21 protein-coding genes are annotated in these 22163 nt (G+C 71.1%); 9 read left to right on the forward strand and 12 right to left on the reverse strand.

Annotated features, from left to right (window positions below; all coding sequences use genetic code 11):
* The first annotated feature begins 70 nt into the window (after window positions 1-70).
* The 4 genes from AB0J78_RS04360 to AB0J78_RS04375 are packed head-to-tail and all read left to right on the forward strand — an operon-like array spanning window position 71 to window position 3349.
* The gene (locus tag AB0J78_RS04360) at window positions 71-1207 is read left to right on the forward strand and encodes a cupin domain-containing protein (RefSeq protein WP_363786840.1); all 1137 of its coding nucleotides are present in this window, start codon (window positions 71-73) and stop codon (window positions 1205-1207) included.
* Entirely contained in the window at window positions 1204-1872 is a 669-nt protein-coding gene (locus AB0J78_RS04365; protein ID WP_363786842.1) for an alpha/beta hydrolase, read from the forward strand. The genes AB0J78_RS04360 and AB0J78_RS04365 overlap by 4 nt, the downstream gene beginning before the upstream one ends.
* Window positions 1869-2627 carry an SDR family oxidoreductase gene (locus AB0J78_RS04370; RefSeq protein ID WP_363786844.1) on the forward strand — a complete coding sequence of 253 codons (759 nt, stop codon included), beginning with the start codon at window positions 1869-1871 and terminating at the stop codon, window positions 2625-2627. The genes AB0J78_RS04365 and AB0J78_RS04370 overlap by 4 nt, the downstream gene beginning before the upstream one ends.
* The gene (locus tag AB0J78_RS04375) at window positions 2624-3349 is read left to right on the forward strand and encodes an aldolase/citrate lyase family protein (protein ID WP_363786846.1); all 726 of its coding nucleotides are present in this window, start codon (window positions 2624-2626) and stop codon (window positions 3347-3349) included. Before AB0J78_RS04370 ends, AB0J78_RS04375 begins: the two co-directional genes overlap by 4 nt.
* A gap of 3 nt (window positions 3350-3352) precedes the next feature.
* Here the strand turns inward: AB0J78_RS04375 and AB0J78_RS04380 are convergent, their stop codons facing one another.
* Window positions 3353-4345: a LacI family DNA-binding transcriptional regulator gene (locus AB0J78_RS04380; RefSeq protein WP_363786848.1), complete on the reverse strand. Its 993-nt coding sequence runs from the start codon at window positions 4343-4345 to the stop codon at window positions 3353-3355.
* Window positions 4346-4626: 281 nt separating this feature from the next.
* Here AB0J78_RS04380 and AB0J78_RS04385 point away from each other — a divergent pair, with 281 nt between their 5' ends.
* A complete protein-coding gene (locus tag AB0J78_RS04385) occupies window positions 4627-5559 on the forward strand; it encodes an excalibur calcium-binding domain-containing protein (protein WP_363786850.1) in 933 nt (310 codons plus the stop codon).
* On the opposite strand, the gene AB0J78_RS04390 is transcribed toward AB0J78_RS04385, so the two are convergent.
* From AB0J78_RS04390 to AB0J78_RS04430, 9 genes are all read right to left on the reverse strand, one after another.
* A complete protein-coding gene (locus AB0J78_RS04390) occupies window positions 5511-7001 on the reverse strand; it encodes an NAD(P)/FAD-dependent oxidoreductase (RefSeq protein WP_363786852.1) in 1491 nt (496 codons plus the stop codon). The two genes, AB0J78_RS04385 and AB0J78_RS04390, sit on opposite strands and share 49 nt — an antisense overlap.
* 171 nt (window positions 7002-7172) lie before the next feature.
* Window positions 7173-7970, reverse strand: coding sequence for an SDR family oxidoreductase (locus AB0J78_RS04395; protein WP_363786854.1), 798 nt, complete (start codon window positions 7968-7970; stop codon window positions 7173-7175).
* Window positions 7971-8278: 308 nt separating this feature from the next.
* Window positions 8279-9148 (reverse strand): TIM barrel protein, encoded by an 870-nt coding sequence (locus AB0J78_RS04400; protein ID WP_363786856.1) that lies wholly within the window; start codon window positions 9146-9148, stop codon window positions 8279-8281.
* Window positions 9145-10128, reverse strand: coding sequence for a Gfo/Idh/MocA family oxidoreductase (locus AB0J78_RS04405; RefSeq protein WP_363786858.1), 984 nt, complete (start codon window positions 10126-10128; stop codon window positions 9145-9147). Before AB0J78_RS04405 ends, AB0J78_RS04400 begins: the two co-directional genes overlap by 4 nt.
* Before the next feature lie 205 nt (window positions 10129-10333).
* Window positions 10334-11167 (reverse strand): sugar phosphate isomerase/epimerase family protein, encoded by an 834-nt coding sequence (locus tag AB0J78_RS04410; protein ID WP_363787540.1) that lies wholly within the window; start codon window positions 11165-11167, stop codon window positions 10334-10336.
* 5 nt (window positions 11168-11172) lie between these two features.
* The gene (locus AB0J78_RS04415; RefSeq protein WP_363786860.1) at window positions 11173-12327 is read right to left on the reverse strand and encodes a dihydrodipicolinate synthase family protein; all 1155 of its coding nucleotides are present in this window, start codon (window positions 12325-12327) and stop codon (window positions 11173-11175) included.
* Entirely contained in the window at window positions 12324-13472 is a 1149-nt protein-coding gene (locus tag AB0J78_RS04420; RefSeq protein ID WP_363786862.1) for a Gfo/Idh/MocA family oxidoreductase, read from the reverse strand. Before AB0J78_RS04420 ends, AB0J78_RS04415 begins: the two co-directional genes overlap by 4 nt.
* 72 nt (window positions 13473-13544) lie before the next feature.
* Window positions 13545-14552 (reverse strand): LacI family DNA-binding transcriptional regulator, encoded by a 1008-nt coding sequence (locus AB0J78_RS04425; protein WP_363786864.1) that lies wholly within the window; start codon window positions 14550-14552, stop codon window positions 13545-13547.
* Between the two features lie 52 nt (window positions 14553-14604).
* The gene (locus AB0J78_RS04430; RefSeq protein WP_363786866.1) at window positions 14605-15972 is read right to left on the reverse strand and encodes an MFS transporter; all 1368 of its coding nucleotides are present in this window, start codon (window positions 15970-15972) and stop codon (window positions 14605-14607) included.
* Between the two features lie 165 nt (window positions 15973-16137).
* On the opposite strand from AB0J78_RS04430, the gene AB0J78_RS04435 reads away from it, so the two are divergent.
* Window positions 16138-17229 (forward strand): Gfo/Idh/MocA family oxidoreductase, encoded by a 1092-nt coding sequence (locus AB0J78_RS04435; RefSeq protein WP_363786868.1) that lies wholly within the window; start codon window positions 16138-16140, stop codon window positions 17227-17229.
* Window positions 17217-18014 (forward strand): PmoA family protein, encoded by a 798-nt coding sequence (locus tag AB0J78_RS04440; protein WP_363786870.1) that lies wholly within the window; start codon window positions 17217-17219, stop codon window positions 18012-18014. Before AB0J78_RS04435 ends, AB0J78_RS04440 begins: the two co-directional genes overlap by 13 nt.
* Before the next feature lie 6 nt (window positions 18015-18020).
* Here the strand turns inward: AB0J78_RS04440 and AB0J78_RS04445 are convergent, their stop codons facing one another.
* On the reverse strand, window positions 18021-18728 hold the full coding sequence (locus tag AB0J78_RS04445) for a GntR family transcriptional regulator (RefSeq protein WP_363786872.1): 708 nt from the start codon (window positions 18726-18728) through the stop codon (window positions 18021-18023).
* A 97-nt stretch (window positions 18729-18825) separates the two neighbouring features.
* Here AB0J78_RS04445 and AB0J78_RS04450 point away from each other — a divergent pair, with 97 nt between their 5' ends.
* Window positions 18826-20157 carry an MFS transporter gene (locus AB0J78_RS04450; protein WP_363786874.1) on the forward strand — a complete coding sequence of 444 codons (1332 nt, stop codon included), beginning with the start codon at window positions 18826-18828 and terminating at the stop codon, window positions 20155-20157.
* Window positions 20154-21170 carry an L-idonate 5-dehydrogenase gene (locus AB0J78_RS04455; RefSeq protein ID WP_363786876.1) on the forward strand — a complete coding sequence of 339 codons (1017 nt, stop codon included), beginning with the start codon at window positions 20154-20156 and terminating at the stop codon, window positions 21168-21170. The genes AB0J78_RS04450 and AB0J78_RS04455 overlap by 4 nt, the downstream gene beginning before the upstream one ends.
* Before the next feature lie 30 nt (window positions 21171-21200).
* Here AB0J78_RS04455 and AB0J78_RS04460 read toward each other — a convergent pair whose 3' ends face one another.
* Entirely contained in the window at window positions 21201-22079 is an 879-nt protein-coding gene (locus AB0J78_RS04460; RefSeq protein WP_363786878.1) for a LysR family transcriptional regulator, read from the reverse strand.
* Window positions 22080-22163 lie beyond the last annotated feature (84 nt).

Here is a 22163-nt window from a genome sequence, read left to right on the forward strand (position 1 = left end):
CCGGAGTCCTATTGACATGGCCCTTCACAACAGTTTTTATCCATACATACGTATTCACGCGGAGGTGCTGATGTCTCAGGTCGAGGTGACCCGGCAGGAACTGGAGCGGCGGACGATCCGGCGATCGGACTTCGTCTCGTGCAACCAGGCGTTCATCGACTGCCGCACACCGGGCTCCGACCGCAAGGAGAACTACTCGATGATCGGGCCGGGGGTGACCCAGAGCCCGAACCAGGTGGTCAACCTGCGCGAGGCGCACGGCTACAACATCGGCGCGGCCGCGATGCCCCACGGCGTCGTCAACAACCTGCACCTGCACTTCACCGCCGAGGTGTTCATCTGCTTCCGGGGCGAGTTCCTGCTGCGCTGGGGAGCCGACGGGCAGGAGGGCGAGCTGGTGCTGCGGGAGGGCGACATCGCCTCCATCCCCACCTGGATCTTCCGGGGCTTCACCAACATCGGGCCCGACGACGGCTGGCTGTTCACCGCCCTCGGTCACGACGACACCGGCGGCATCATCTGGGGCCCGAACGTGCTGCGCGAGGCCGAGGGGCACGGCCTGTTCCTGACCGAGGACAACCGGCTCGTCGACACCGTCGCCGGTGATGACAAGCCCGAGGACGTCGAGCTCAAGCGGCCGATGAGCCCGGAGGACATCGCCGGCCTGAGCTCCTTCCCGGTGGAGAAGATGCGCAAGCGCGTCGCCACCGCCGACGACCTGGAGTGGTCGGCCCGGGCGCTGCTCGGTTCGGCGCTGCCGGGCGGAGCGGGCGAGCTGGCGCAGGTCATCGGCTTCGGCATGACCGAGGACCGGCTGCAGGAGCCGCGCATCTACAACCCGCACGGCCACAACATCTCCTGGCTGCGCGCGGCCCCCGGCGAGGGCATGCTCACCCACCGGCACGCGGGGACGCAGATCCTGATGGTCAAGGACGGCGAGTGGGAGGTGACCCTCAACCGCGAGGAGGAGGTCTCGGTGCGGCTCGGTCCGTGGGACATGCTCTCGGTTCCCGCCGGTGCGTGGCGCAGGGTCCGCAACGTCTCCGATTCGACGGCCAGCATGCTGGTCATCAACAGCGGTGACGGCCGGGTCCGGCTGGAGTGGGACGACGAGGTGGTCAAGGCCGCCGCGGACGCCGGTGTCGGCGTCGACCACAACGGCTACCTGGCCCCGTTCCACCTCATCCCGCGACCGGTGGGCAAGTGAGCCCGATCGTCCTGGTGCCCGGCATGCTCTGCGACGCCGACCTGTGGTCGGAGCTGCCGGAGCTGCCGGGCGAGGTGGTGCACGCGGAGATCACCGAACCGACCATCGGCGGCATGGCCGAGCAGGTGCTATCCGCAGTGGACGGTGAGTTCACGTTGGTGGGGCTCAGCCTCGGCGCGATCGTCGGGTTCGAGGTGCTGCGCCGGGCGCCGGAGCGGGTGAGCGCGTTCGGCGCCCTGTCGACCAACGCCGGAGCACCCCGGCCGGAGCAGCGCCGGGCGTGGGAGCGGCAGGCCGCGACCGACTTCGACGAGGTCGTCGAGGAGATCCTGCCCGCGATGTTCGCCGAGCCCCGGAGTCCCCTGCGGGAGCGGTTCCTGGGCATGGCCGAGCGGATCGGGTTCGGGACCTTCCACGCCCAGCTCGCCGCCCAGGCCACCCGCACCGAGGCGTTCGACGCCATCGCCGGTTACGGCGGACCGGTGCGGGTGCTGTGCGGCGACCGGGACGCCCTGTGCCCGACCGGGTTCCACGAGGAGATCGTCAAGCACGCGCAGCGCGGACGGCTGCACGTGCTCTCCGGAGCCGGGCACCTGCTCCCGATGGAGCGACCCGCCGTGGTGGGCGCGCTGATCCGGAAACTACTGGAACGAGGAGAACGATGACCACACCGCTCACCGGGCGAACGGCCCTGGTCACCGGCGGCGGCAACGGGCTGGGGCGTGCGATGTCCCGGGCGCTGTCGGCCGCCGGAGCCCGGGTCGTCGCCGTGGGCCGCAAGCGCGACACCCTGGAGGAGACCCTCGACGGTCTTGACGGGCGTGCCGCGACCTGCGACGTCTCCGACCCCGACTCGGTGGCGGCGCTCGCCGGGGAACTGGCCGGGGAGGAGATCTCGATCCTGGTCAACAACGCCGGGATCGCCGGGCCTGTCAAACCGCTGCTGGAGATCGAGCCCGCCGAGTGGGACGAGGTCTTCGACATCAACGTGCGGGGCGTCTACCTGATGTGCCGCGCGTTCCTGCCGCAGATGGTGGAGCGGGGCAGCGGTGACGTCGTCAACGTCGCCTCGGTGTCCGGAAAGCGGCCGCTGCTGCGCCGAACCCCGTACTGCGCCTCGAAGACCGCCGTGATCGGGCTGACCACGACGCTGGCGGGAGAGGTGGGGCCGCACGGGGTGACGGTGAACTCGCTGTCGCCGGGGCCGGTCGAAGGGCCGCGCATGACCCGCAACTTCCGGCTCGAAGCCGAACGCAGCGGGATCACCGAGACCGCCGCCGAGCAGGAGTTCGTCTCCCGCGCGCTGCTGCGGCGCATGGTGACCGAGGAGGAAGTGGGCCAGGCGCTGGTGGCGATGCTGCAGATGCGCGGGATGTGCGGAGCCGACATCGACCTGTCGGCGGGGATGGTGGCGCGATGACGACCCTGAAGCAACGAGTGCGGGCGGGCGAGAGGCTGCACGGCGGTCTGCTCCGGCTGCCCTCGGAGAACCTGCTGGAGATGGCCGCGGTGGCCGGGCTCGACTACGCGGTCATCGACTGCGAGCACGGTCCCGCCGATCTGCTGAGCCTGCAGCAGCACCTGCAGATCGCCGACGCCCACGGGCTCCCGGTGCTGGTCAGGGTGGGGGAGCACGAACCGGCGCTGGTGCTGCGCGTGCTCGACCTCGGCGCGCAGGGGGTGATCGTGCCGCACGTCGACACCCCCGAGCAGGCGAGGGAGGTGGTGGCAGCGGCGCACTACCCGCCGCTGGGCGAGCGCGGCTTCGCCACCTACAGCCGCGCCGGTCGCTTCGGCACCAACAGCATCGGCGAGCACCTCGCGCAGGCCGAGCGCAGCACGATGGTCGTCCCGATGCTGGAAACGCCGCAGGCGTGCGACAACGCCGGCGAGATCCTCGCCGTCGAAGGCGTCGACACGGTCCTGGTGGGGCCCGCGGACCTCTCGGTGGCCATGGGCCGCAGCGGGCCGTCGGATCCGGACGTGGCCGCCCGACTCGCCCAGGTCGTCGAGGCCGCGGGTGGCGAGCCGCTGATGACCATCATCGGTACCACCGAGCAGGGCGCCCAGGCCCCGCCGGGGATGGTGCTCCACAACCTCACCCACATCCTCATGCAACTGCTGCGGAGCCTGAAGGGCTGAGGATCAGCGGGAGGCGTGGGTGGCGCGCAGGACGAGTTCCGGGGTGAACAGCGTGCGCCGGGGCTCGGGGTCGTCGTCGGCTTCGATGCGCCGGACCAGCAGGCGGGCGGCTTCCTGGGCTAGTTCTGCCAGGTCGTAGTGCACGGTGCTGAGTCCGAACGCCTCCCACGCCGCCATCGGGATGTCGTCGAAACCGATGAGCGTGAGGTCCTCGGGGATGCGCACGCCGCGGGCGCGGGCGGCGTTGAACGCGCCGATCGCGATCACGTCGTTGCCGCAGAACACGGCGGTGGGACGGGTCGGGCCGTCCAGGATCTCGGTCAGTCCCCGGTATCCCGTGTCGAAGTCGAAGGGGCCGCGCCGCAGGGAGTCCTCGGGCAGGCCGATGCCCGCCTCGGAAAGCCCCAGTCGGAAACCCATCTCGCGTTCGCGGCCGGTGGTGGTCTCCGCCGGGCCGCCGATGTGGGCGATGTCGCGGTGGCCGAGCTCGGCGAGCTCGCGGGCGACCAGCCGGCCGCCGAGTTCGTTGTCCACCACCGCCGCGTCGGCCGGGCGGCCTCCGGCTTCGCGGTTGAGGAAGACGAACGGGAGCTCGCGCCGTTGCAGGTCGTCGGGCAGCCGGGATCCGATGGTCGCGGTCGCGAGCACGACGCCGTCGATGGAGCGGTCCAGCAGGCGCTGGCTGGCCACGGCGGTCTCGGACCGCTCGGTGAACAGCATCATCCGGTAGCCGTGCTGCTCGAGCTCGTCGTGCAGCGGGCCGATCAGGTGGGGGTAGAACGGGTTGGTGAGGTCGGTGACCACGACGCCGATGCGCTTGGTCACCCGCGTCGACAGGCTGCGGCCGGTCTCGCTCGGCACGTAGTTGAGCGCATCGGCCGCGCGCTGGACGCGTTCCCGGGTAGCCTCCGAGACGCGCTGATCGCCGCGGAGGGCCCGGGACACCGTCGGCTGCGAAACACCTGCCAGACGGGCCACATCGCGGCTGGTGATCAAGGACTTGGCTCCCCTCGGAGTAGCTGCATACGAATACTACTACTGCGCGATGCGCACCCCCTTCAGCCGCCGGAGAGCGCCGAACGTGAGCTGAATACGTATAGCGGATCGGAACCCATTCGTCCGCTTCTGGTCGGATCGCATCGCACTCCCACGAGAGGCGCCCAGCCGTGAAAGCTGTGAACGGTTGCTCCTGTGGGTGGAGTTCCGGGGGATCTGGCCGCGACCACCTGATCGGGTGAGGGATCATCGTTGCGAACGCGAGCGCAGTGAGGGGTCCGATGTTCTTCGGGATCGTCCACCTGGTCGGCATGGTGGCGACGGTGGTCATGAGCGCGCTGCTCTGGCGGCAGCGGGCCAGGCAGGGGCGCGCGTGGCCGTGGCTGATGGCCGGGCTGATCGCGGGCGTGCTCTGGCCGGTGACGCTTTGGCCCGCGGTCGCGGCCTACTGGCACCGGAAGGGCGAGTCGGCGAAGGCCCCGCTGATCGCCGGAGCGTGCGCGCTCGGCGCGGTGATCACGCTGCTGGTGGTCGGCGGGCTGTCCGGGCCGGAGCAGCGGGCCCAGCCCGCGGGGCCGCAGGTGCTGCGGGAACCGAGCTCGCCGCCGCCGTCGGTGATCACGCCCGAGCCGGTCCTCGCGCCCCCGCCGCAGCAGGACCGGGCGCAGGTGCGCGAGATCCTCGACGACGACCGGGTGCTGATCCAGGTGCCCGGCCGGGAGCCGCAGGTGGTGCGCATCGCGGGAGCGCGGGCCCCGGCGGCGGGGGAGTGCTGGAGCTCCGAGGCGCGCGCGTTCGCCGAGGGCGCGCTGCGCGACGCGACGGTGCAGGTCACCTTCGGCGTCGGCTGGAGCAGCGGTCGCAGTCCCGAACCCGAGGTCTCGCTGACCCTCCCCGATGGCGCCGAGTACTCGTCGCTGGCCCTGCAGCAGGGCGCTGCCCGGCTCGACCCGCAGGCGTTCCTGGCCGAGGGCCTCACCTCGGAGCTCACCCAGGCCGAGGCCACGGCCAGGACCGCGGGCCGCGGCCTGTGGGGGCAGGAGTGCGGCACCGATCGAGCCGCGCCCGCTCCACCGCAGGCCGAGGAGGCCCTGCCCGCCTACTACGCCACCTGCGAGCAGGCCAGGGCCGCCGGAGCGGCACCGCTGCGGCGCGGCGACACCGGCTACTCGTCCGCGTTGGACAGCGACGGTGACGGCTTGGCGTGCGACTGACTCCGGCCGAACCGGAGGTCGCGATCGCCGACCGGCAGGTGCCGCAGCACCAGCAGGTCGTGGAAGTAGTCCATCTTGACCCGCCACGGCGCCTTGACGTCCGAGCGGGGGAAGGCGTCGATGCCGCGCTGGACGTAGTTGGAGGTGAAGTTCTCGATCATCGGCTCCGCGCCCCGGCTCGCCTTCACCGGAACGCACCGCTCGTGGCCGCTGCGGCGCATCTGGCGCAGCAGCCGGACGACGAACTCGGCCACCAGATCGGCCTTGAGCGTCCAGCTGTGGTTGGTGTAGCCGAAGGTGAAGGCCAGGTTGGGGATCCCGGACAGCATCGCTCCCTTGTAGACGGTCGTCTCGCTCGGGGCGACCTCGCGGCCGTCGACGGTGAAGGTGACGCCGCCGAACGGGCGCAGCCGCAGCCCGGTGGCCGTGATGACGATGTCCGCGTCGAGCTCGGCACCGGACCGCAGGCGGATCCCGGTCCGGGTGAACTCCTCGACGTGGTCGGTCACCACCGAGGCCCTCCCGCTGCTCAGCACGTCGAAGAGATCGCCGTCGGGGGCGAGGCACATCCGCTGGTCCCACGGGTCGTAGCTGGGGTTGAAGTGCGTGTCGACGTCGTAACCCGCCGGGAGCCGCTTGGCGGCGGCCTTGCGGATCGCCTTGCTCATCCACTTCGGGAACGCCCTGCTGAACCGGTACGAGCCCGTGCCGTAGAGGATGTTCTTCCAGCGCACGAGCGCGTAGGTCGCGCGATCGCCGAGCCTGCCGCGCAGGTGGGGCAGCAGCGGGTCCCGGCCGGGCACCGACACCACGTAGCTGGGTGAGCGCTGCAGCATCGTCACGTGCGCGGCGTCCTCGGCCATCGCCGGGACCAGGGTGATCGCGGTGGCGCCGCTGCCGATCACCACGACCTGCTTGCCCGCGTGGTCGAGGTCCTCCGGCCAGTGCTGCGGGTGCACCACGGTTCCGGTGAAGCGCTCGGCGCCGGGGAACTCGGGCGAGTGCGGCTGCTCGTAGTGGTAGTAACCGGCGCAGAGGTGGAGGAACTTCGCGGTCAGCCGCACCTGCTCGCCGTCGTGCTCGGCGAGCACCGTCCAGCGCGCCTCGTCGCTGGACCAGGAGGCGCTGAGCACCCGGTGCCGGTAGCGGATCCGCTGGTCGATGCCGGCGTCCTCGGCGGTCGCGCGGACGTAGTCGCGGATCGCCGGTCCGTCCGCGAAGGACTGCGCGCCGGGCCACGGCCGGAACCGGTAGGCCATGGTGAACATGTCCGAGTCGGAGCGGACGCCGGGGTAGCGGAACAGGTCCCAGGTTCCGCCGAGCGCGTCGCGGGATTCGAGGATCGCGTAGTCCAGGTCGGGGAAGGCGGACTGGAGCTGGTGCGCGGCCCCGATCCCGGCCAGCCCGGCTCCCACGATCAGCACGTCCAGGTCATCACGCACGGCGGCTCCTCCCGCAGCGGCGGCGCGAGGGCCGCGTGCGAACACCGCGGCCCTCAGCCCTGCACCCACCTCGAAATTACCGCCGGGTGCTCACCCCGGATACCGCATGCCGGGTGGCATTCGCGGAGCGCGGCAGTGGCGGTTCTGGTCCGGACTCGGACCCACACCGCCTCAGGCCTCGACGTCCGGGATCGGCAGCGGCATGTTCGGCGCGACCAGCCCGCCGTCCACCGCCAGGACCTGGCCGGTGACGTAGGAGGAGGCGGGGGAGGAGAGGTAGAGGATCGCCGCGGCGATGTCCTCCGGAGCGCCGATCCGGCGCAGCGGGGTGTGGCCCTCCAGCGTCGCCTTCATCTCCGGGTCGGCGGCCACGACCTCCAGCGCCTCGGTGAGGATCGCGCCGGGGGCGACGGCGTTGACGCGGATGCGCGGGTTGAGGTCCGCGGCCATCATCCGCACCGCGTGATCGAGCGACGCCTTGGCCGCGCCGTAGGCGAGGTAGCCGCGCCCGACGAGGTGCCCGGTGCTGCTGGAGACCATCACCACGCTCGCCGCGTCCGACTTGACCAGGTGCGGAACGGCCTCGCGCACCAGGCGAACCCCGTGCACGACGTTGTTCTCGAAGGACTTCCGCAGCGCCTCGTCGTGGGTGTTGGCGAACGGCCGGGGCATCGACCCGCCGGTCACGCTCACCACGACGTCGATGCGGCCCAGCTCCTCGGCGACCCGGGTCACCGCACCCGCCACGGCGTCGGCGTCCCCGGCGTCGGTGGGGATCGCCACCGCGCGTCGCCCCAGCTCGTGGATCTGCTGGGCCACCGCCTCGATCTGGTCGGGCGTGCGCGACAGGACCGCCACGTCCGCGCCGGCTTCGGCCAGCGCCAACGCCGTGGCGGCCCCGATCCCGCGCCCGGCCCCGGACACCAGCGCGACCCGGCCATCGAGCCGGAACAGCGGCAACGTCGCCAACTTCGCCTCCTCACCTCGACCACCCCCGGATTTCAGTGGAAACCCCACACCTGACTTCAGTGGAAGTTGGGGACAAGCAAGTGCTTGGTAGGGTATCGGGTTGGGGTGGGGTTGGCCAGGGTCAGTCGGATTCGACCCTGGCCTGGTGGATCACGCACAGGAGCTCGTGCTCGCCCGCCTGCGAGAACCGTTGCCCGGCAGTGGGCCGGACGCCTGGGGGCCGGTGCACCCGACCAGCGCCAAGGTGGGGATCAGGAGCACCGGCAGCCACCGCCTCGTCGCGGATCTGCGGTGCGGGTTCATCGGCCTCATCGGAGCCGGGAGAACACCTCGTCCAGGTGGACCAGGCTGCGCGCGGTGTCGCGCCGGGGGCCGCAGTCGTCGGAATCCGGCCCCAGCGCGGTGTCCTGCTCCAGCACGTACCAGCCGTGGTAGCCGGCCGCGTGCACCGAGCGGACCATCGCCTCGGTGTCCACGTCACCGTCGCCGAGCGGCACGAACAGGCCGCGCGCGACGGCGTCGGCGAAACCCACGCGCCCGGCGCGGACCTCGGCGGCCAGGTCGGCTCGGACGTCCTTGAGGTGGATGTGCCCGATGCGCGCGGGATGCCGCTCGGCCAGCGCGACCGGGTCCGTCCCGCCGACCAGCAGGTGTCCGGTGTCCAGGCACAGCGGCATCGGCGAGTCGGCGAGGAAGCGCTCGACCTCGGCTTCGGTCTCCACGTGCGTGCCGACGTGCGGGTGCATCGCGACCCGCAGTCCCTCGGCGGTGACGACCTCGGTGATGCGGCGGCAGGTGTCGATGAGCGTCGCCCACCGCGCGTCGTCGAGCGGCGGTCGTTCGTCGTAACCGTCGAGCCCGGTGGCCGCGGCGAGCACCACGATCTCGCCGCCACCGGCGGCGATCTTCTTCGCCGTCGCGGCCGCTTCGGCGACGCTGCCCTCGGCCGCGGACGCGTCGTGCAGCGGGACGGCGAGGAAGCCGCCGACCAGCTCCAGCCCGTTCCTGCCGATGATGGTCGGCGGATCCGGCAGGTAGCCGGGCGGTCCGAGCTCGGTGGCGTGCACCCCCAGCCCGGCCATCTCGGAGAGGACCCGCTGGGGTTCGAGAATCCGGCCCCAGCCGGGGACTTCGCTCACGCCCCAGGAGATCGGCGCGGCCGCGACCTTGAACGTCATGCGCCCACCTCCACCGGCTTGCCGACGCGCAGCGACTCCTCGCACGCCTCCGCCAGGCGCAGGCTGACCAGCGCCTCCCTCGGAGGTGACGGGTTCTCGGCCCGACCGGCGATGACGTCGAGGAACACGCGGGTCTCCCGCAGGTAGGCGTCGTGGTAGCGCTCGGTGAAGGACGTCCACGGCCGCTGCGGACCGGTGCCCGAGACGGTGTTGAGCGGGGTGCGCTCGTCGAGTCCGACGCTGAGCGTGTCGCGCGAGGCGAAGACCTCCAGGCGGCAGTCGTAGCCCACCGGGTCGTGCCGGGCTGCGGAGAGCAGCGCGTGCGCGCCACCGGCGAAGCGCAGCGACACCACCGCGTTGTCCACGTCGCCCACCTCCCGGAACGCCTCGTCGACCAGCACCGATCCGGAGGCGTAGACCTCGGTGACCGGTTCGCCGAGCAACCACGGAACCGCGTCGAGATCGTGGATCAGGCAGTCCCGGAACAACCCGCCCGAGGTGGCGACGAACTCCCTCGGCGGCGGCAGGTGATCGTTGCAGACCGCGCGCACCAGGTACACCGCCCCGGCCGATCCGTCGCGCAGCCGCCGGTGCACCTCGGCGGTGTCGGGGTCGAAGCGGCGCTGGAACCCGACCAGCACCGGGACGCCGGAGCTCTCGATCTCGGTGACCAGCGCCGACATCGTGGAAATGTCTGATGCCAGCGGCTTTTCGCACAGGACGGGTGTTCCGGCGGCGAGCGCCGCGCGCACCAGGTCGGGGTGCGTGCCGGTCGGGGTGGCGATCAGGATCCCGTCGGCCGAGAGGAGTTCGTCCACAGTGGTCACCGCTGCGGCGGGCGGGCCGAGGTCGGTGGCGGCGGCCTCGGCCCTGCCCGGTGCCGGGTCGAAGATCAGCAGTTGGTCGATTTCGTCGAGCGCGGCGAGATTCGTGGCGTGCATGGAGCCGATTCGACCGACCCCGGCTACTCCGATCTTCATCTCGGCGAGGGCCTCGATTCGTCTAGGGGGACGCGCTGGTGCGGACCAATGCTGTGCGCTGCCTCACAACGATGTCAAGAGCCGTTCGCGCGAACCGGTTCCGCGACAGTCGTCCACTGTGGACGAAGAAAGGCCGATGACCTGGGTTGACAGGTGCTAATGTCAGAACAAAAGCGTGACGTGGGGTGATCGGATCCAGTGGACATCAGGTCAGATGCGGGAGGACGAGGTCGCCGTAGCGGGTGATCATGGTGGAGAGGACCTGGTCGCCGGGCGAGTCCCAGACCTCGGCGTTGAAGATCTCCACCTCGACGTCACCGGTGTACCCGGCGGCGCTGATCATCCTGGTGATCGAGGCGAAGTCGACGACTCCGTCGCCCATCATGCCCCGGGACAGCAGGGCGTCCCGGGCGATCGGGAGGTTGAAGTCGCAGACCTGGTAGGAGGCGATGCGGTTCTCGCGGCCGGCGCGGGCGATGCCCTCGGCCAGCGCCGGGTCCCAGTGGACGTGGAAGGTGTCGACGACGACCGCCACCTGCTCCGCCGGGTGCGGTGCGGCGAGGTCCAGGGCCTGGGCCAGGGTGGAGATGACCGCGCGGTCGGCGCAGTACATCGGGTGCAGCGGTTCCAGCACCAGCCGGACGCCGTGCTCGCGGGCGAACGGGACCAGGTCCGCGATCCGCTCGGCCACCCGCGCGCGGGCGCCCGCCAGTTCCCGGTCGCCCTCCGGAAGGCCGCCCACGACCAGGATCAACGCGTCCGTGCCGAGCGCGGCGGCCTCCACGATCGCCGCCCGGTTGTCGGCCAGGGCCGCTCGCGCGCCGTCCTCGTCGGCGGCGGTGAGGAAACCTCCCCGGCACAGGCTCGACACCCGCAACCCCGCACCGCGCACGAGTCTGGCCGACTCGGTCAACCCCTCCTCGGCGACCCGGTCGCGCCACAGGCCCACCGACGGGATGCCCGCGCGGACGGCACCGTCGACCGCCTCCCGCAGCGTCCACCGCTTCGTCGTCGCGATGTTCAACGACAACCTGGTCAGATCGTTCACCGCTGCACTCCGCTCACCACGAGGAACCCGCGCATCCGCTCTTCGGCCGCCTGCGGATCGACCAGCAGCCCCGCCCGGTCGGCGAGCCGGAACACCTCGGCCAGGTGCGGCACCGATCGGCCCGCGTGCAACCCGCCCGCCATCGTGAACCCGGGCTGGTGGCCGTTGAGCCACGACAGGAACGCGATACCGGTCTTGTAGTGGAAGGTCGGCGCCTCGAAGACGTGCCGGCCCAGGTCCCTCGTGCTGTCCAAGATGGACTGCGCGGTCGCCGGATCATCGCGGTCCAGCGCCTGGATCGCCGCGGAGGCGGCCGGGTGGATGGCGGCGAAGATCCCCAGCAGCGCGTCGGAGAACTCCCCGCGCGAACCGACGATGAGATCCGGGTAGTTGAAGTCGTCCCCGGTGTAGAGCCGCACGCCCTCGGGCAGCTCCCGCCGCAGCGCGATCTCGTGATCGGCGTCCAGCAGCGAGACCTTCACCCCGTCGACCTTCTCCGGCCGGGCGCGGATGATCTCCAGGAACGCCTTCGTCGCCGCCGGCACGTCGTCGGTGCCCCAGTAGCCGCGCAGCGCCGGGTCGAACATCGGCCCCAGCCAGTGCAGGATCACCGGATCGTCTGCCTCGTCCAGCAGCGACCCGTAGACCCACGCGTAGTCCTCGGGGGAGCGGGCCACCGCCGCCAGCGCGCGCGAGGCCATCAGGATCACCCGCGCGCCCGCACCCGCCACGACCTCCGCCTGCTCCCGGTAGGCGGCGAGCACCTCCGGCAGCGTCGGGGTCCCGCTGAGGTGGTCGGTGCCCGCGCCTGCCGCGATCACCCCGCCGACCGAACGGGCCTCGGCCGCCGAACGGCGCACCAGCTCGGCTGCTTCCCGCCAGCCGACCCCCATGCCGCGCTGCGCGGTGTCCATCGCCTCGGCGACACCGAGCCCGTAGGACCAGATCCGGTGCCGGTAGGACAGCGTCGCGTCCCAGTCGATGTCGGCGGGCGCGCTCGGCACGTTCTCGCCGAGGACTCGCGGAACCACGTGCGCCGCCGCGAACGCCGAGCGCGACCGCAGCGGGCCCTCGGGCTTCGGCCACTCGCGCGGCGCGCCCGTGGTGTGCGCGACCATCCGGCCGTCGGAGCGGGGGAGCAGCAGGCTCACGGTGCCACCTCGCCCAGCTCGACGCGACGGCCCTCGCGGGAGGACGTCAGCCCGGCCTCGGCCAACCGCACCCCGCGCGCGCCCGCGAGGAAGTCGTAGGGGTGGTCGCCGTCGTCGCACAGGTGCCGCAGGAACTGCTCCCACTGGGCCTTGAAGCCGTTGTCGAACTCCTGGTTGTCGGGCACCGGCGACCACTGCTGCCGGAACGGCGTGGCCTCCACCAGGTCCGGGTTCCACACCGGTTTGGGCGTGTGCGCCCGGTGCTGCGCCACGCACCGGTGCAGTCCCGCGACCGCGCTGCCGTGCGTGCCGTCGACGTGGAACTCCACCAGCTCGTCGCGGTGCACCCGCGTGGTCCACGACGAGTTGATCTGCGCGATCACCCCGCCCGCGAGCTCGAAGATCCCGTACGCGGCGTCATCGGCGGTCGCCGCGTAGGACTCGCCGCGCTCGTCCCAGCGCTGGGGGACGTGCGTGACGACCTTCGCCGTCACGGCTTCGACCCGGCCGAAGAGGTTCTCCAGCACGTAGTTCCAGTGCGGGAACATGTCGGTGGCGATGCCGCCGCCCTCCTCGGCGCGGTAGTTCCAGCTCGGCCGCTGCGCGGTCTGGACGTCGCCCTCGAACACCCAGTAGCCGAACTCGCCGCGCACCGAAAGGACCCGGCCGAAGAAACCGGATTCGACCAGCCGGCGCAGCTTGAGCAGCCCCGGGAGGTACAGCTTGTCGTGCACGACACCGGTTTTCACGCCAGCTTCCCGCGCCAGGCGGGCCAGCCGCAGCGCGCCCTCGACGTCGTCGGCGACCGGCTTCTCGGTGTAGACGTGCTTCCCGGCCTCGAGCGCGCGGGTGATGGCGGGCTCGCGGACCGAGGTCAGCTGGGCGTCGAAGTACAGCTCGTCAGGCCCGGCCAGCGCGGAGTCGAGATCGGTGCTCCAGCGGTCGATGTCGTGGTTCTTGGCGATCTCCTGGAGCTTCTCCTCGTTGCGACCCACGAGGATCGGGTCCGGCACCACCCGGGTGCCGTCGGAGAGCTCGACCCCGCCCTGCTCCCGGATGGCCAGAACCGACCGGACCAGGTGCTGCCGGTATCCCATCCGCCCGGTGACGCCGTTCATGATGACGCCCAACCGTCGCTCGGCCATGCCGAACCCCCTCTGTTTGGAAAGCGCTTACCGAAACCGTAGGCGGAAGCAGGAGCAGGACGCAAGAGGGTGTCAGCGCCGCGGAGTGCTCTCGCGGACGATGACCTCGCCGCGGACCTTGCGGCGACGCGGTTTCGCGGTGGGGGAGGCGAGCACGAGGTCCAGCGCCTCGCGCCCCATGTCGGTCAGCGGCAGGCGGACCGTGGTCAGCGCCGGGGTGACGTCGCGCAGCGTCGAGATGTCGTCGAACCCGGCCACCGCCAGGTCCCGCGGTACGTCCACGCCGCGCTCGCGGCAGGCTGCCATCGCGCCCATCGCCATCAGGTCGTTGATCGCGAAGACGCAGTCGACCTCGCCGCCGAAGTCCAGCAGCCGGTGCATCGCGCGGAAACCACCGTCGCGGCTGAACTCGTCGGCCACCACGACCGGCTCGCCCGAGGGCCAGCCCGCGGTGAACCCGTCCCGCCGATCGCGGGAGACCAGCAGGTGGTCCGGGCCGGTCAGGATCGCCGGCCTGCGGTAGCCGAGCGCGGCGATCTCGGCCGCCAGGTCCTGCGCGCCGCGGCGGTTCTCCACCACCACGGTGTCGACCTGCAGCTTCGGTTCGCTGATTGCCACCACGCGACCGCCCGATGCCACGAACGGATCGAGCTGGGCGGCCAGTTCCCGCAGGTGGGAGCGGTCGTTGGTGCGGCTTCCGGCCAGCACGATCGCGCGCCCGCGCTGCCGCCGCAGCGCCCCGAGCAGTTCGAGCTCCCGCTCGGGCCTGCCGGCCGTGCTGCACAGCATCACCAGCAGGCCCTGCTCCTCGGCCGCGCCGGCCAGACCAGCGGCGATGGTCGAGAAGTAGGGGTCGGAGATGTCGTTGACCAGCAGCCCGAGCAGGTCGGTGGAACCCCGAGCCATGGACTGCGCCTGGGCGTTCGGCGAGTAGCCGAGCCGGGTGGCGGCCCGCAGCACGCGGTCGTGCAGCTCGGCTCGGACCACCCGGTCGCTGCCGTTGAGAGCGCGCGAGGCCGTCGCGAGGGAGACGCCCGCCTCCTTGGCGACGTCGGTGAGGGTCGCTGCTCGTGCCGCCACGACGCTCCTTGTTCCTGGGGGGAATGCGTTTCCCCAGGATACCGTTCGGCCATCAGCGGGCCTCGGAGCGCAGCCGGTCGAACTCCTCGCGCGGCACCGGCACCGCGTCCTTCTCGCCCAACACCTGCAGCGGCACCCGGTGGGTCTCCCGCGCCGACCACGCGGCGAACGCGGCGATGACGTTGATGCCCAGGCACAGCCCGCCGACCACCAGCGGGACGTTCGCCGACCCCGGGGGAGCGGCGAGGGTGAAGATGCTGGGCAGGAACGCGGTGATGGTCAGGCCGACGTTCTGCGCGATGGCGAACCCGGTGACGCGGGTCCGCGCCGGGAACAGCTCCTGGTAGTAGGCGGCGAAGGTGGCGTTGCAGATCTGGTAGAAGATCCCCCAGGTCAGGATCGCCAGCACGATGGTCAGCACCACGTCACCGCGGCTGACCGACCACAGGTAGGCGAAGGACAGCACACCCGAACCGAGCGCACCGACGATCATCAGCGGCCGGCGGCCGAAGCGGTCCGACAGGCTCGCGAACCACGGGATGAACGGCAGCGCGACCAGGTTCGCCACCACCGGGATCCACAGGTAGACGGATTTGCTCATCTCGATGCCGTAGCCGGACTGCGTCGCGTAGGCCGCGCCGAACACCGACACCACCACGCCGATCACGTTGACCAGCGTCATGCAGATCGCTCGCAGCACGTCGGTGCCGCTCTCACGCATGACCTGCACGAACGGCGCCCGCACGGGCGCGTTCTCGGCCTTGGTGAAGACCTCGGTCTCCTCGACCCGGCGGCGGATCACGTAACCGGCGAAGACCACCACCGCGCTGAGCAGGAACGGGATTCGCCAGCCCCAGGAGTCGAACGCCTGGTCCGACAGCACCGCCGACAGCGGGAGGAACACGGCCGCGGCGATGATCTGGCCCGCCTGCGTTCCGTGCAGGCTGAAGCTGGTGTAGTAGCCGCGCCTGCCGAACGGCGCGTGCTCGGCGATCATCGCGCTCGCGCCGCTGAGCTCGCCGGCGACGGCGAAGCCCTGCGCGAACCGCAGCAGGACCAGCAGGACCGGAGCCCACAGGCCCACCTGGTGGTAGGTCGGGAGCAGGGCGACGGCGAAGGTCGACAAGCCCATCAGCAGCATCGCCAGGACCAGCACGTTCTTCCGCCCGTGCCGGTCGCCGTAGTGCCCGAACAGGATCGCGCCGATGGGCCGCGCGACGTAGCCGACCGCGTAGGTCCCCAGCGAGGAAACCAGTGCCACGGTGGGGTTTCCGCCGGGGAAGAAGATGCTCGGGAAGATCAGCGCGGCGGCTTGGGCGTAGACGAACCAGTCGTAGTACTCGAGCGCGCTGCCGATCCATCCGCTGGCGGCGGCCTGGCGCGATCTGCTCCGGGAGTCGCTCGCTTGCTTTCCGCTCATGCGTGTTGCCACTTGTGCTCCCTCGGTACTCCGTTGTCCCGATCAGCCGGTAAGCGCTTTCCATCGAACAGCGCTCGCCGGGCGGTGTCAACCACTCGGCGGCCTATTGGAAGGCGCTTTCCGCGTGGTTACCATGCGCTGGAGCCGAGGACTTGCGAGGGAAAGATGAGCGCTGCGACGACGGTCGTGCTGGCCGGGGTGCACGGGCACGGGCAATGGCACCTGCGCAACGTCGAGAGGATGCCCGACGTCGAGTTGGTCGGCATCTGCGATCCCCGCCCTCCGGAGGTCGACCTCGGTGTGCCGGTCGAGCCGGAACTGCCCGCGCTGCTGGAGAAGACGCGACCGGACGTGACGATCGTGTGCACCCCGATCCACACCCATTCCGCGTTGGCGCTGACCGCGGCGAGGGCGGGTTCGCACGTTCTGCTGGAGAAACCGCCGATGCCGACGCTCGCGGAGTTCGACGAGCTCGTGGCCTCGCTGGCGACCACGGATCGCGCGTGCCAGATCGGGTTCCAGAGCCTCGGTTCGCACGCGCTGTCCCGCGCGCGGGCGTTGCTGGCCGATGGGGCGATCGGGGAGCTGCGCGGGGTCGGCGCTGCGGGCGCCTGGCAGCGCGACGCCGGCTACTACGGTCGTGCCCGCTGGGCCGGGCGCCGCACGCTGGACGGCGTGGCGGTGGTCGACGGCGCGCTGACCAACCCCTTCGCGCACGCGATCGCCAACGCCCTGGCCATCGACGGGGTTTCGGCGGACGAGGTGCCGCGCGAGCTGTCGGTGGAGCTGTACCGGGCGAACCCGATCGAGGCCGACGACACCTCGTGCCTCCGGCTGGTGACCGCGCGCGGCACGCCGATCACGGTGGCCGTGACGCTCTGCGCGGATCGGGAAGTTGAGCCGTACCTGGTGATCCACGGCTCGAGGGGCCGGATCGTGCTGGAGTACCGGGAGAACCGGGTCCGGCTGGAAACGCCGGACCGGGTGGAGATCACCGAGCACGCGACGACCGACCTGCTTGCGAACCTCGTCGCCCACACCCGCCGCGGCGAACCGCTGCTGGTCCCTCCCGAGGCGGCCCGACCGTTCATGCGGATCCTCGAAGCGGTTCGGCTGGCGCCCGATCCGCGCGAGGTCCCGTGCTCCTACGACTCCTCCCGCGGCTTGCGGGTGATCCCGGGCGTGTCGGAAGCCGTTGTGTGGTCGGGTGATTCATTGACGTTGTTGTCCGAAATGGATGTGCCGTGGCTGAAGTGATCCGAATCGGCGATGTCGTCGTCGCCGAGCGCCGCTCCGGTGCGGAGCTGCCCGCTCGGCTGGGGCCGCGTCCGCACCTGCACCCGATCCGCACCCTCGCCGGGCGGGTCGTCACTGACACTTGCCCGGCGGACCACCCGTGGCACCTCGGGTTCTCGGTGGCGCTGCAGGATGTGGACGGCTGGAACTTCTGGGGCGGTCCCACCTACGTCCGCGACGCGGGCTACGTGGACCTCGACGACCGAGGACGCATCGAGAGCACCGCGCTGACCTGGTCGGAAGCTGGATTCGACGAGTCGTTGAGCTGGTGCACGCTTGCCGAGACGCTGCTCCGGGAATCCCGCCGGGTGCGCGCCGACCCGGCGGTCCGTGGTTGGCGACTCGACGTGACCACGACCCTGACCAACGCCACCACCCGTCCCGTTGCGCTGGGCAGCCCGGCGACCCAGGGCCGCACCGGAGCCGGCTATGGCGGCCTGTTCTGGCGCCTGCCTCCCGCGGTCGCGCCCCGCGTGTTCACCGCGCAGGGGGAGGGCGAGCAGACAACGCACGGATCGACGACACCGTGGCTGGCCTGGACGGACCGGGACTTCACCCTCGTGTTCGCCGCCGCGGACGACCCGTGGTTCGTGCGCGTCGACGACTACCCAGGAGTCGGCCTCCAACTCGCCGCGGCCGACCCGGTCCGGCTCGACCCCGGCGAATCACTGACCCGAAACCTGCGAGTCCTCATCACCGACGGAGCGCTCAGCCCGTCAGAAGCCGAAACCTGGGCGAAGTCCTGACGCCGGTCACTGCCAGACGATGACGCTCTTGCGGACTGGGGTGGCGTCGTCTTCTGAGGCGAAGAGGTCGGGTTTGCGGTCTCGGAGGTGCTCGATGTCGGCGAAGACCGCGCGGAGGTGGGCGCGCATGGTGGCGCGGGCGCGGTCCAGGTCGTGGGCTCGGATGGCGTCGAGGATGTCGACGTGCTGGTCGGCGTAGACCTGCGGCGGGCTCGATTCGAGGCCGAGGCGTCGGGCGCGGTCGAGGTGGCCCTTGGCCGAGACGACCGTGGGCCAGGCGCGGTCGTGGCCGGACAGGCGCAGCAGTCCGCGGTGGAACTCCTCGTCGAGGGCGAAGAACTCCTCGACGTCGATCTCGGGTGAGCGCTGGCGGGCGAGGTTGTCGTCCAGCTCGGCCAGCAGCTCGGCGTCGAGGTCGGCCGGCATGTCCTCCAGGGCCGTGAGCTCGACGGCTTCGCGCAGGAACTGGGCGTCGGCGACCCGCTGCGGGTCGACGCGGGAGACGAACGAGCCGATCTGCGGGAACACCTGCACCAGGCCCTCTTCGGCGAGCAGGATCAGCCCCTCGCGCACCGGTGTGCGGCTCACGCCCAGGTCCGCGGCAAGGTCTTTCTCCGACAGCGCCGCGCCGGGCTTGAGCTCCAGGGTCAGCACCTTGCGCCGCAGCGTCTCGTAGATGACTCGGCGGTTGGAGCGCTTCCTGGATTCGGGCACGGGTTCAGACTAGACGAGGCTTGACCCGGCTGATCGGTCAGTGCTTGTATACCAGCACTGCCACATCAGTAGGCGGCGTGGAGCAAAGGAGCGCACGATGACGGACAGCACCCAGACGGCGGGTGGCGTGAGACGTTCTACTCGCGAGCTGAGCAAGGCCGCCGTGTCGGGTTGGCTGGGTACCGCGATGGAGTTCATGGACTTCCAGCTGTACTCGCTGGCGGCGGCCATCGTGTTCAACAAGATCTTCTTCCCCGACGTCAGCCCCGCGATCGGGCTGATCGCGGCGATGGCCACCTACGGTGTCGGCTACGTCGCGCGGCTCGTCGGAGCCTTCTACTTCGGGCGGATGGGCGACCGGATCGGCCGCAAGAAGGTCCTGTTCCTGACCATCACGATCATGGGCGCGTCCACCACGCTCATCGGCGTCCTGCCGCCGTACCAGACGATCGGCATCGCGGCACCGATCCTGCTGGTGGCGTTGCGGCTGGTCCAGGGCTTCGGCGCGGGCGCCGAGATCGCGGGGGCGACGGTGATGCTCGTCGAGTACGCGCCGGTCAAGCGCCGCGGCCTGATCTCCTCGCTGGTGTCGCTGGGAACCAACTCGGGCACGCTGGCGGCCTCCGGACTGTGGGCGTTGCTGCTGGTGGTGCTCTCGGAGGAGCAGGTCATCGCCTGGGGTTGGCGGATCCCGTTCCTGCTGAGCTTCGTGCTGCTGCTGTTCGGCGTGTGGATGCGGTCGAACCTCAAGGAGAGCCCGGTCTTCGAGGAGCGCGACGAGGTCGAGCCGAAGGCCGAGGGCGCCATCGAGTCCGGGCTCAAGCAGCGCAAGGGCAGGGCGTTCCTGCTCTCGCTCGGGCTGCGCTTCGGCCAGGCGGGCAACTCCGGTCTCGTGCAGACCTTCCTCGTCGGCTACATCGCCTCCTCGCTGGCGGTGAGCCGATCGGTGCCCACCAACGCCATCGTCTACGGTTCGCTGCTGGGGTTCGCCACGATCCCGGTGGTGGGACTGCTCGGCGACCGCTTCGGCCGCCGCCCCGTCTACCTCGCGCTGAGCCTGCTGACCGCGATCATCGCGGTGCCGATGATGGCCACCATCGCCAGCGGGAGCACGGTGATGCTGACCATCGCGATGGTCCTCGGCCTCAACATCGGCGTGCTCGGCCTGTTCGCGGTGGAGAGCGTCACGATGGCCGAGCTGTTCGGATCGCGCACCCGGTTCACCCAGCTGGCCGTGGCCAAGGAGATCGGCGGCACCCTGGCCACCGCGATCGGGCCGGTCATGGCGGCGAGCCTGACCGCGTGGACGCAGCACTGGTGGCCCATCGCCGCGATGCTCATCGTCTACTCGCTGATCACGCTGGTCTCGGCCTGGGTGTCACCCGAGACGCGTGGCCGCGACCTCGTCCGACTGGAGGACGCCCTGTGAAAGCCGTTGTCGTTCACGGAAGCCGCGACGTCCGCGTCGACGAGGTCCCGGACCCGGTTCCCGGTGAGGGCGAGGTGCTGCTGGCGCTGGAGTGGGGCGGGATCTGCGGATCCGACATCTCCTACTGGCGCCACGGCGGCACCGGCACGGCCGTCCTGCGCAACCCGATGATCCTCGGCCACGAGGTCGCCGGACGGGTGGCGGCTCTCGGGCCCGGGGTTTCCGGCGTGGAGGTCGGCCAGGCGGCGACCGCGCACCCGGCCGAGCTGGTCGGCGAGCACGCGTACCCGGAGGGGCGCAGCAACCTGCACCCGCACGTCCGCTACTTCGGTTCGGCGGCGTTCGACCCGCACACCGACGGCGGGTTCAGCGAGTACCGGACGGTCCCGGTGGGTCAGCTGCGCCTGTTGCCGGACGGGGTGTCCACGCAGCAGGGCGCGCTCGCCGAGCCGCTCGGCGTCGCTCTGCACGCGGTGAACCGCGCCGGATCCCTGCGCGGCAGAACGGTTCTGGTCAACGGTGCCGGGCCGATCGGCGCGCTCGTGGTCGCCGCCGCGAAGCACCGGGGCGCGTCCGCCGTGGTCGCCGCGGACCTCGCCGCCTCCTCGCTGGAGATCGCCAAGCGCATGGGGGCGGACGAAACCCGCGATCTGTCAACGCAATCGCTGCCGGAGGACGTCGACATCGCCTTCGAAGCCTCCGGCGCGCCGACCGCCATCGGCCCTGTGCTGCGCGCGACCGCACGCGGCGGAACCGTGGTCCAGGTCGGCAACCTCCCCGGCGAGCCCGCTCCGGCGGCGCTCGGCGACCTGGTGACCCGCGAGATCACCTGGATCGGCTCCTACCGCTTCGCGGACGAGATCACCGACGCCCTCACCGCCCTGGCCGGAGGTCTCGACATCACCCCGCTCATCACCCACACCTATCCCCTGACCCGAGCGGCAGAAGCCCTCGCGGTCGCCGCCGACCGAACCACGGGCAGCAGCAAGGTCCTGCTGCGCCTGAGCGAGTAACCCCCGACCGCTCCGACTCACCCGATCCCGTCAGGGGGTTCGGAAGTGGGCTGTCGTTGTCAGGTGGTTCGTGAAGAGGGTTGTCGTGGGGGGTTGGGGGCCCGGGTTGGTGGTGAGGTGCCAGTCCCGCAGCAGGGGTGTTGCTTCGGTGGGGATCTCGGTGAGGTGTCCTTCGGCGAGGTGGCGGGTCACCGCGTCCTTGGAGACGAGCGTGATGCCCAGGCCGGAGACGGCTGATTCGATGACCGCCGTGTTGGAGCCGAGGGTGAGGGTCCGGGGCGGTGGGTCCAGTTCCAGCTGGGCGAGGAAGGATTCCGTGATCGCCCTCGTGCCCGAACCGGGTTCGCGCAGCAGCCACGTCTGAGCCGACAGCCAGGCGGGGGTCCCCGGGCCGGGTGTGCCGGCGACGACGATGAGTTCGTGCGGGCGGGTGGCGAGGACCTCGACCTCGCGGCCGGGTTCGGGTCGTCCGCCTAGGACCAGATCGACCTCGTGCCGCTCCAGCAGCCGGCGGACGTGCTCCCGGTTGCCGACCTCCAGCCGGACGCCCACGTGCGGGTGCTTCTCGCGGAAGCTCGCCAGCACACCGGGCAGGATCTGCTCGCCGGCGGTGGTCAAGGCGGCGATGCGGAGTTCCCCGCGTTCCGGGTCGGTTTCCGCCGCGGCGGCGGAGCGGGCCTGGTCGAGGAGGCCCAGGGCGGTGCGGGCGTGGTCGGCGTAGACCTCGCCCGCGCGGGTCAGCCGCAGGCCCCGCCCGTCGCGTTCCAGCAGCTGCAGGCCGAGGGACTTCTGCAGCGCGTTCAGCGCGGCCGACACCGCCGACTGGGTCACGAACATCTGGCGAGCGGCGGCGTGCACCGAGCCGGTGTCGGCGACGGCCAGGAACGTGCGCAGCTGCGTGAGCGTCATCATCAACCATTCACTTGAGAATCGCGGCGGGATTCTTGATAGACAGTTGCTCAATCGGCCGCCATCGTCAAACGCATCCACTCA

The sequence above is a fragment of the Saccharopolyspora sp. NPDC049426 genome, assembly GCF_040676935.1.
GTDB lineage: Bacteria > Actinomycetota > Actinomycetes > Mycobacteriales > Pseudonocardiaceae > Saccharopolyspora.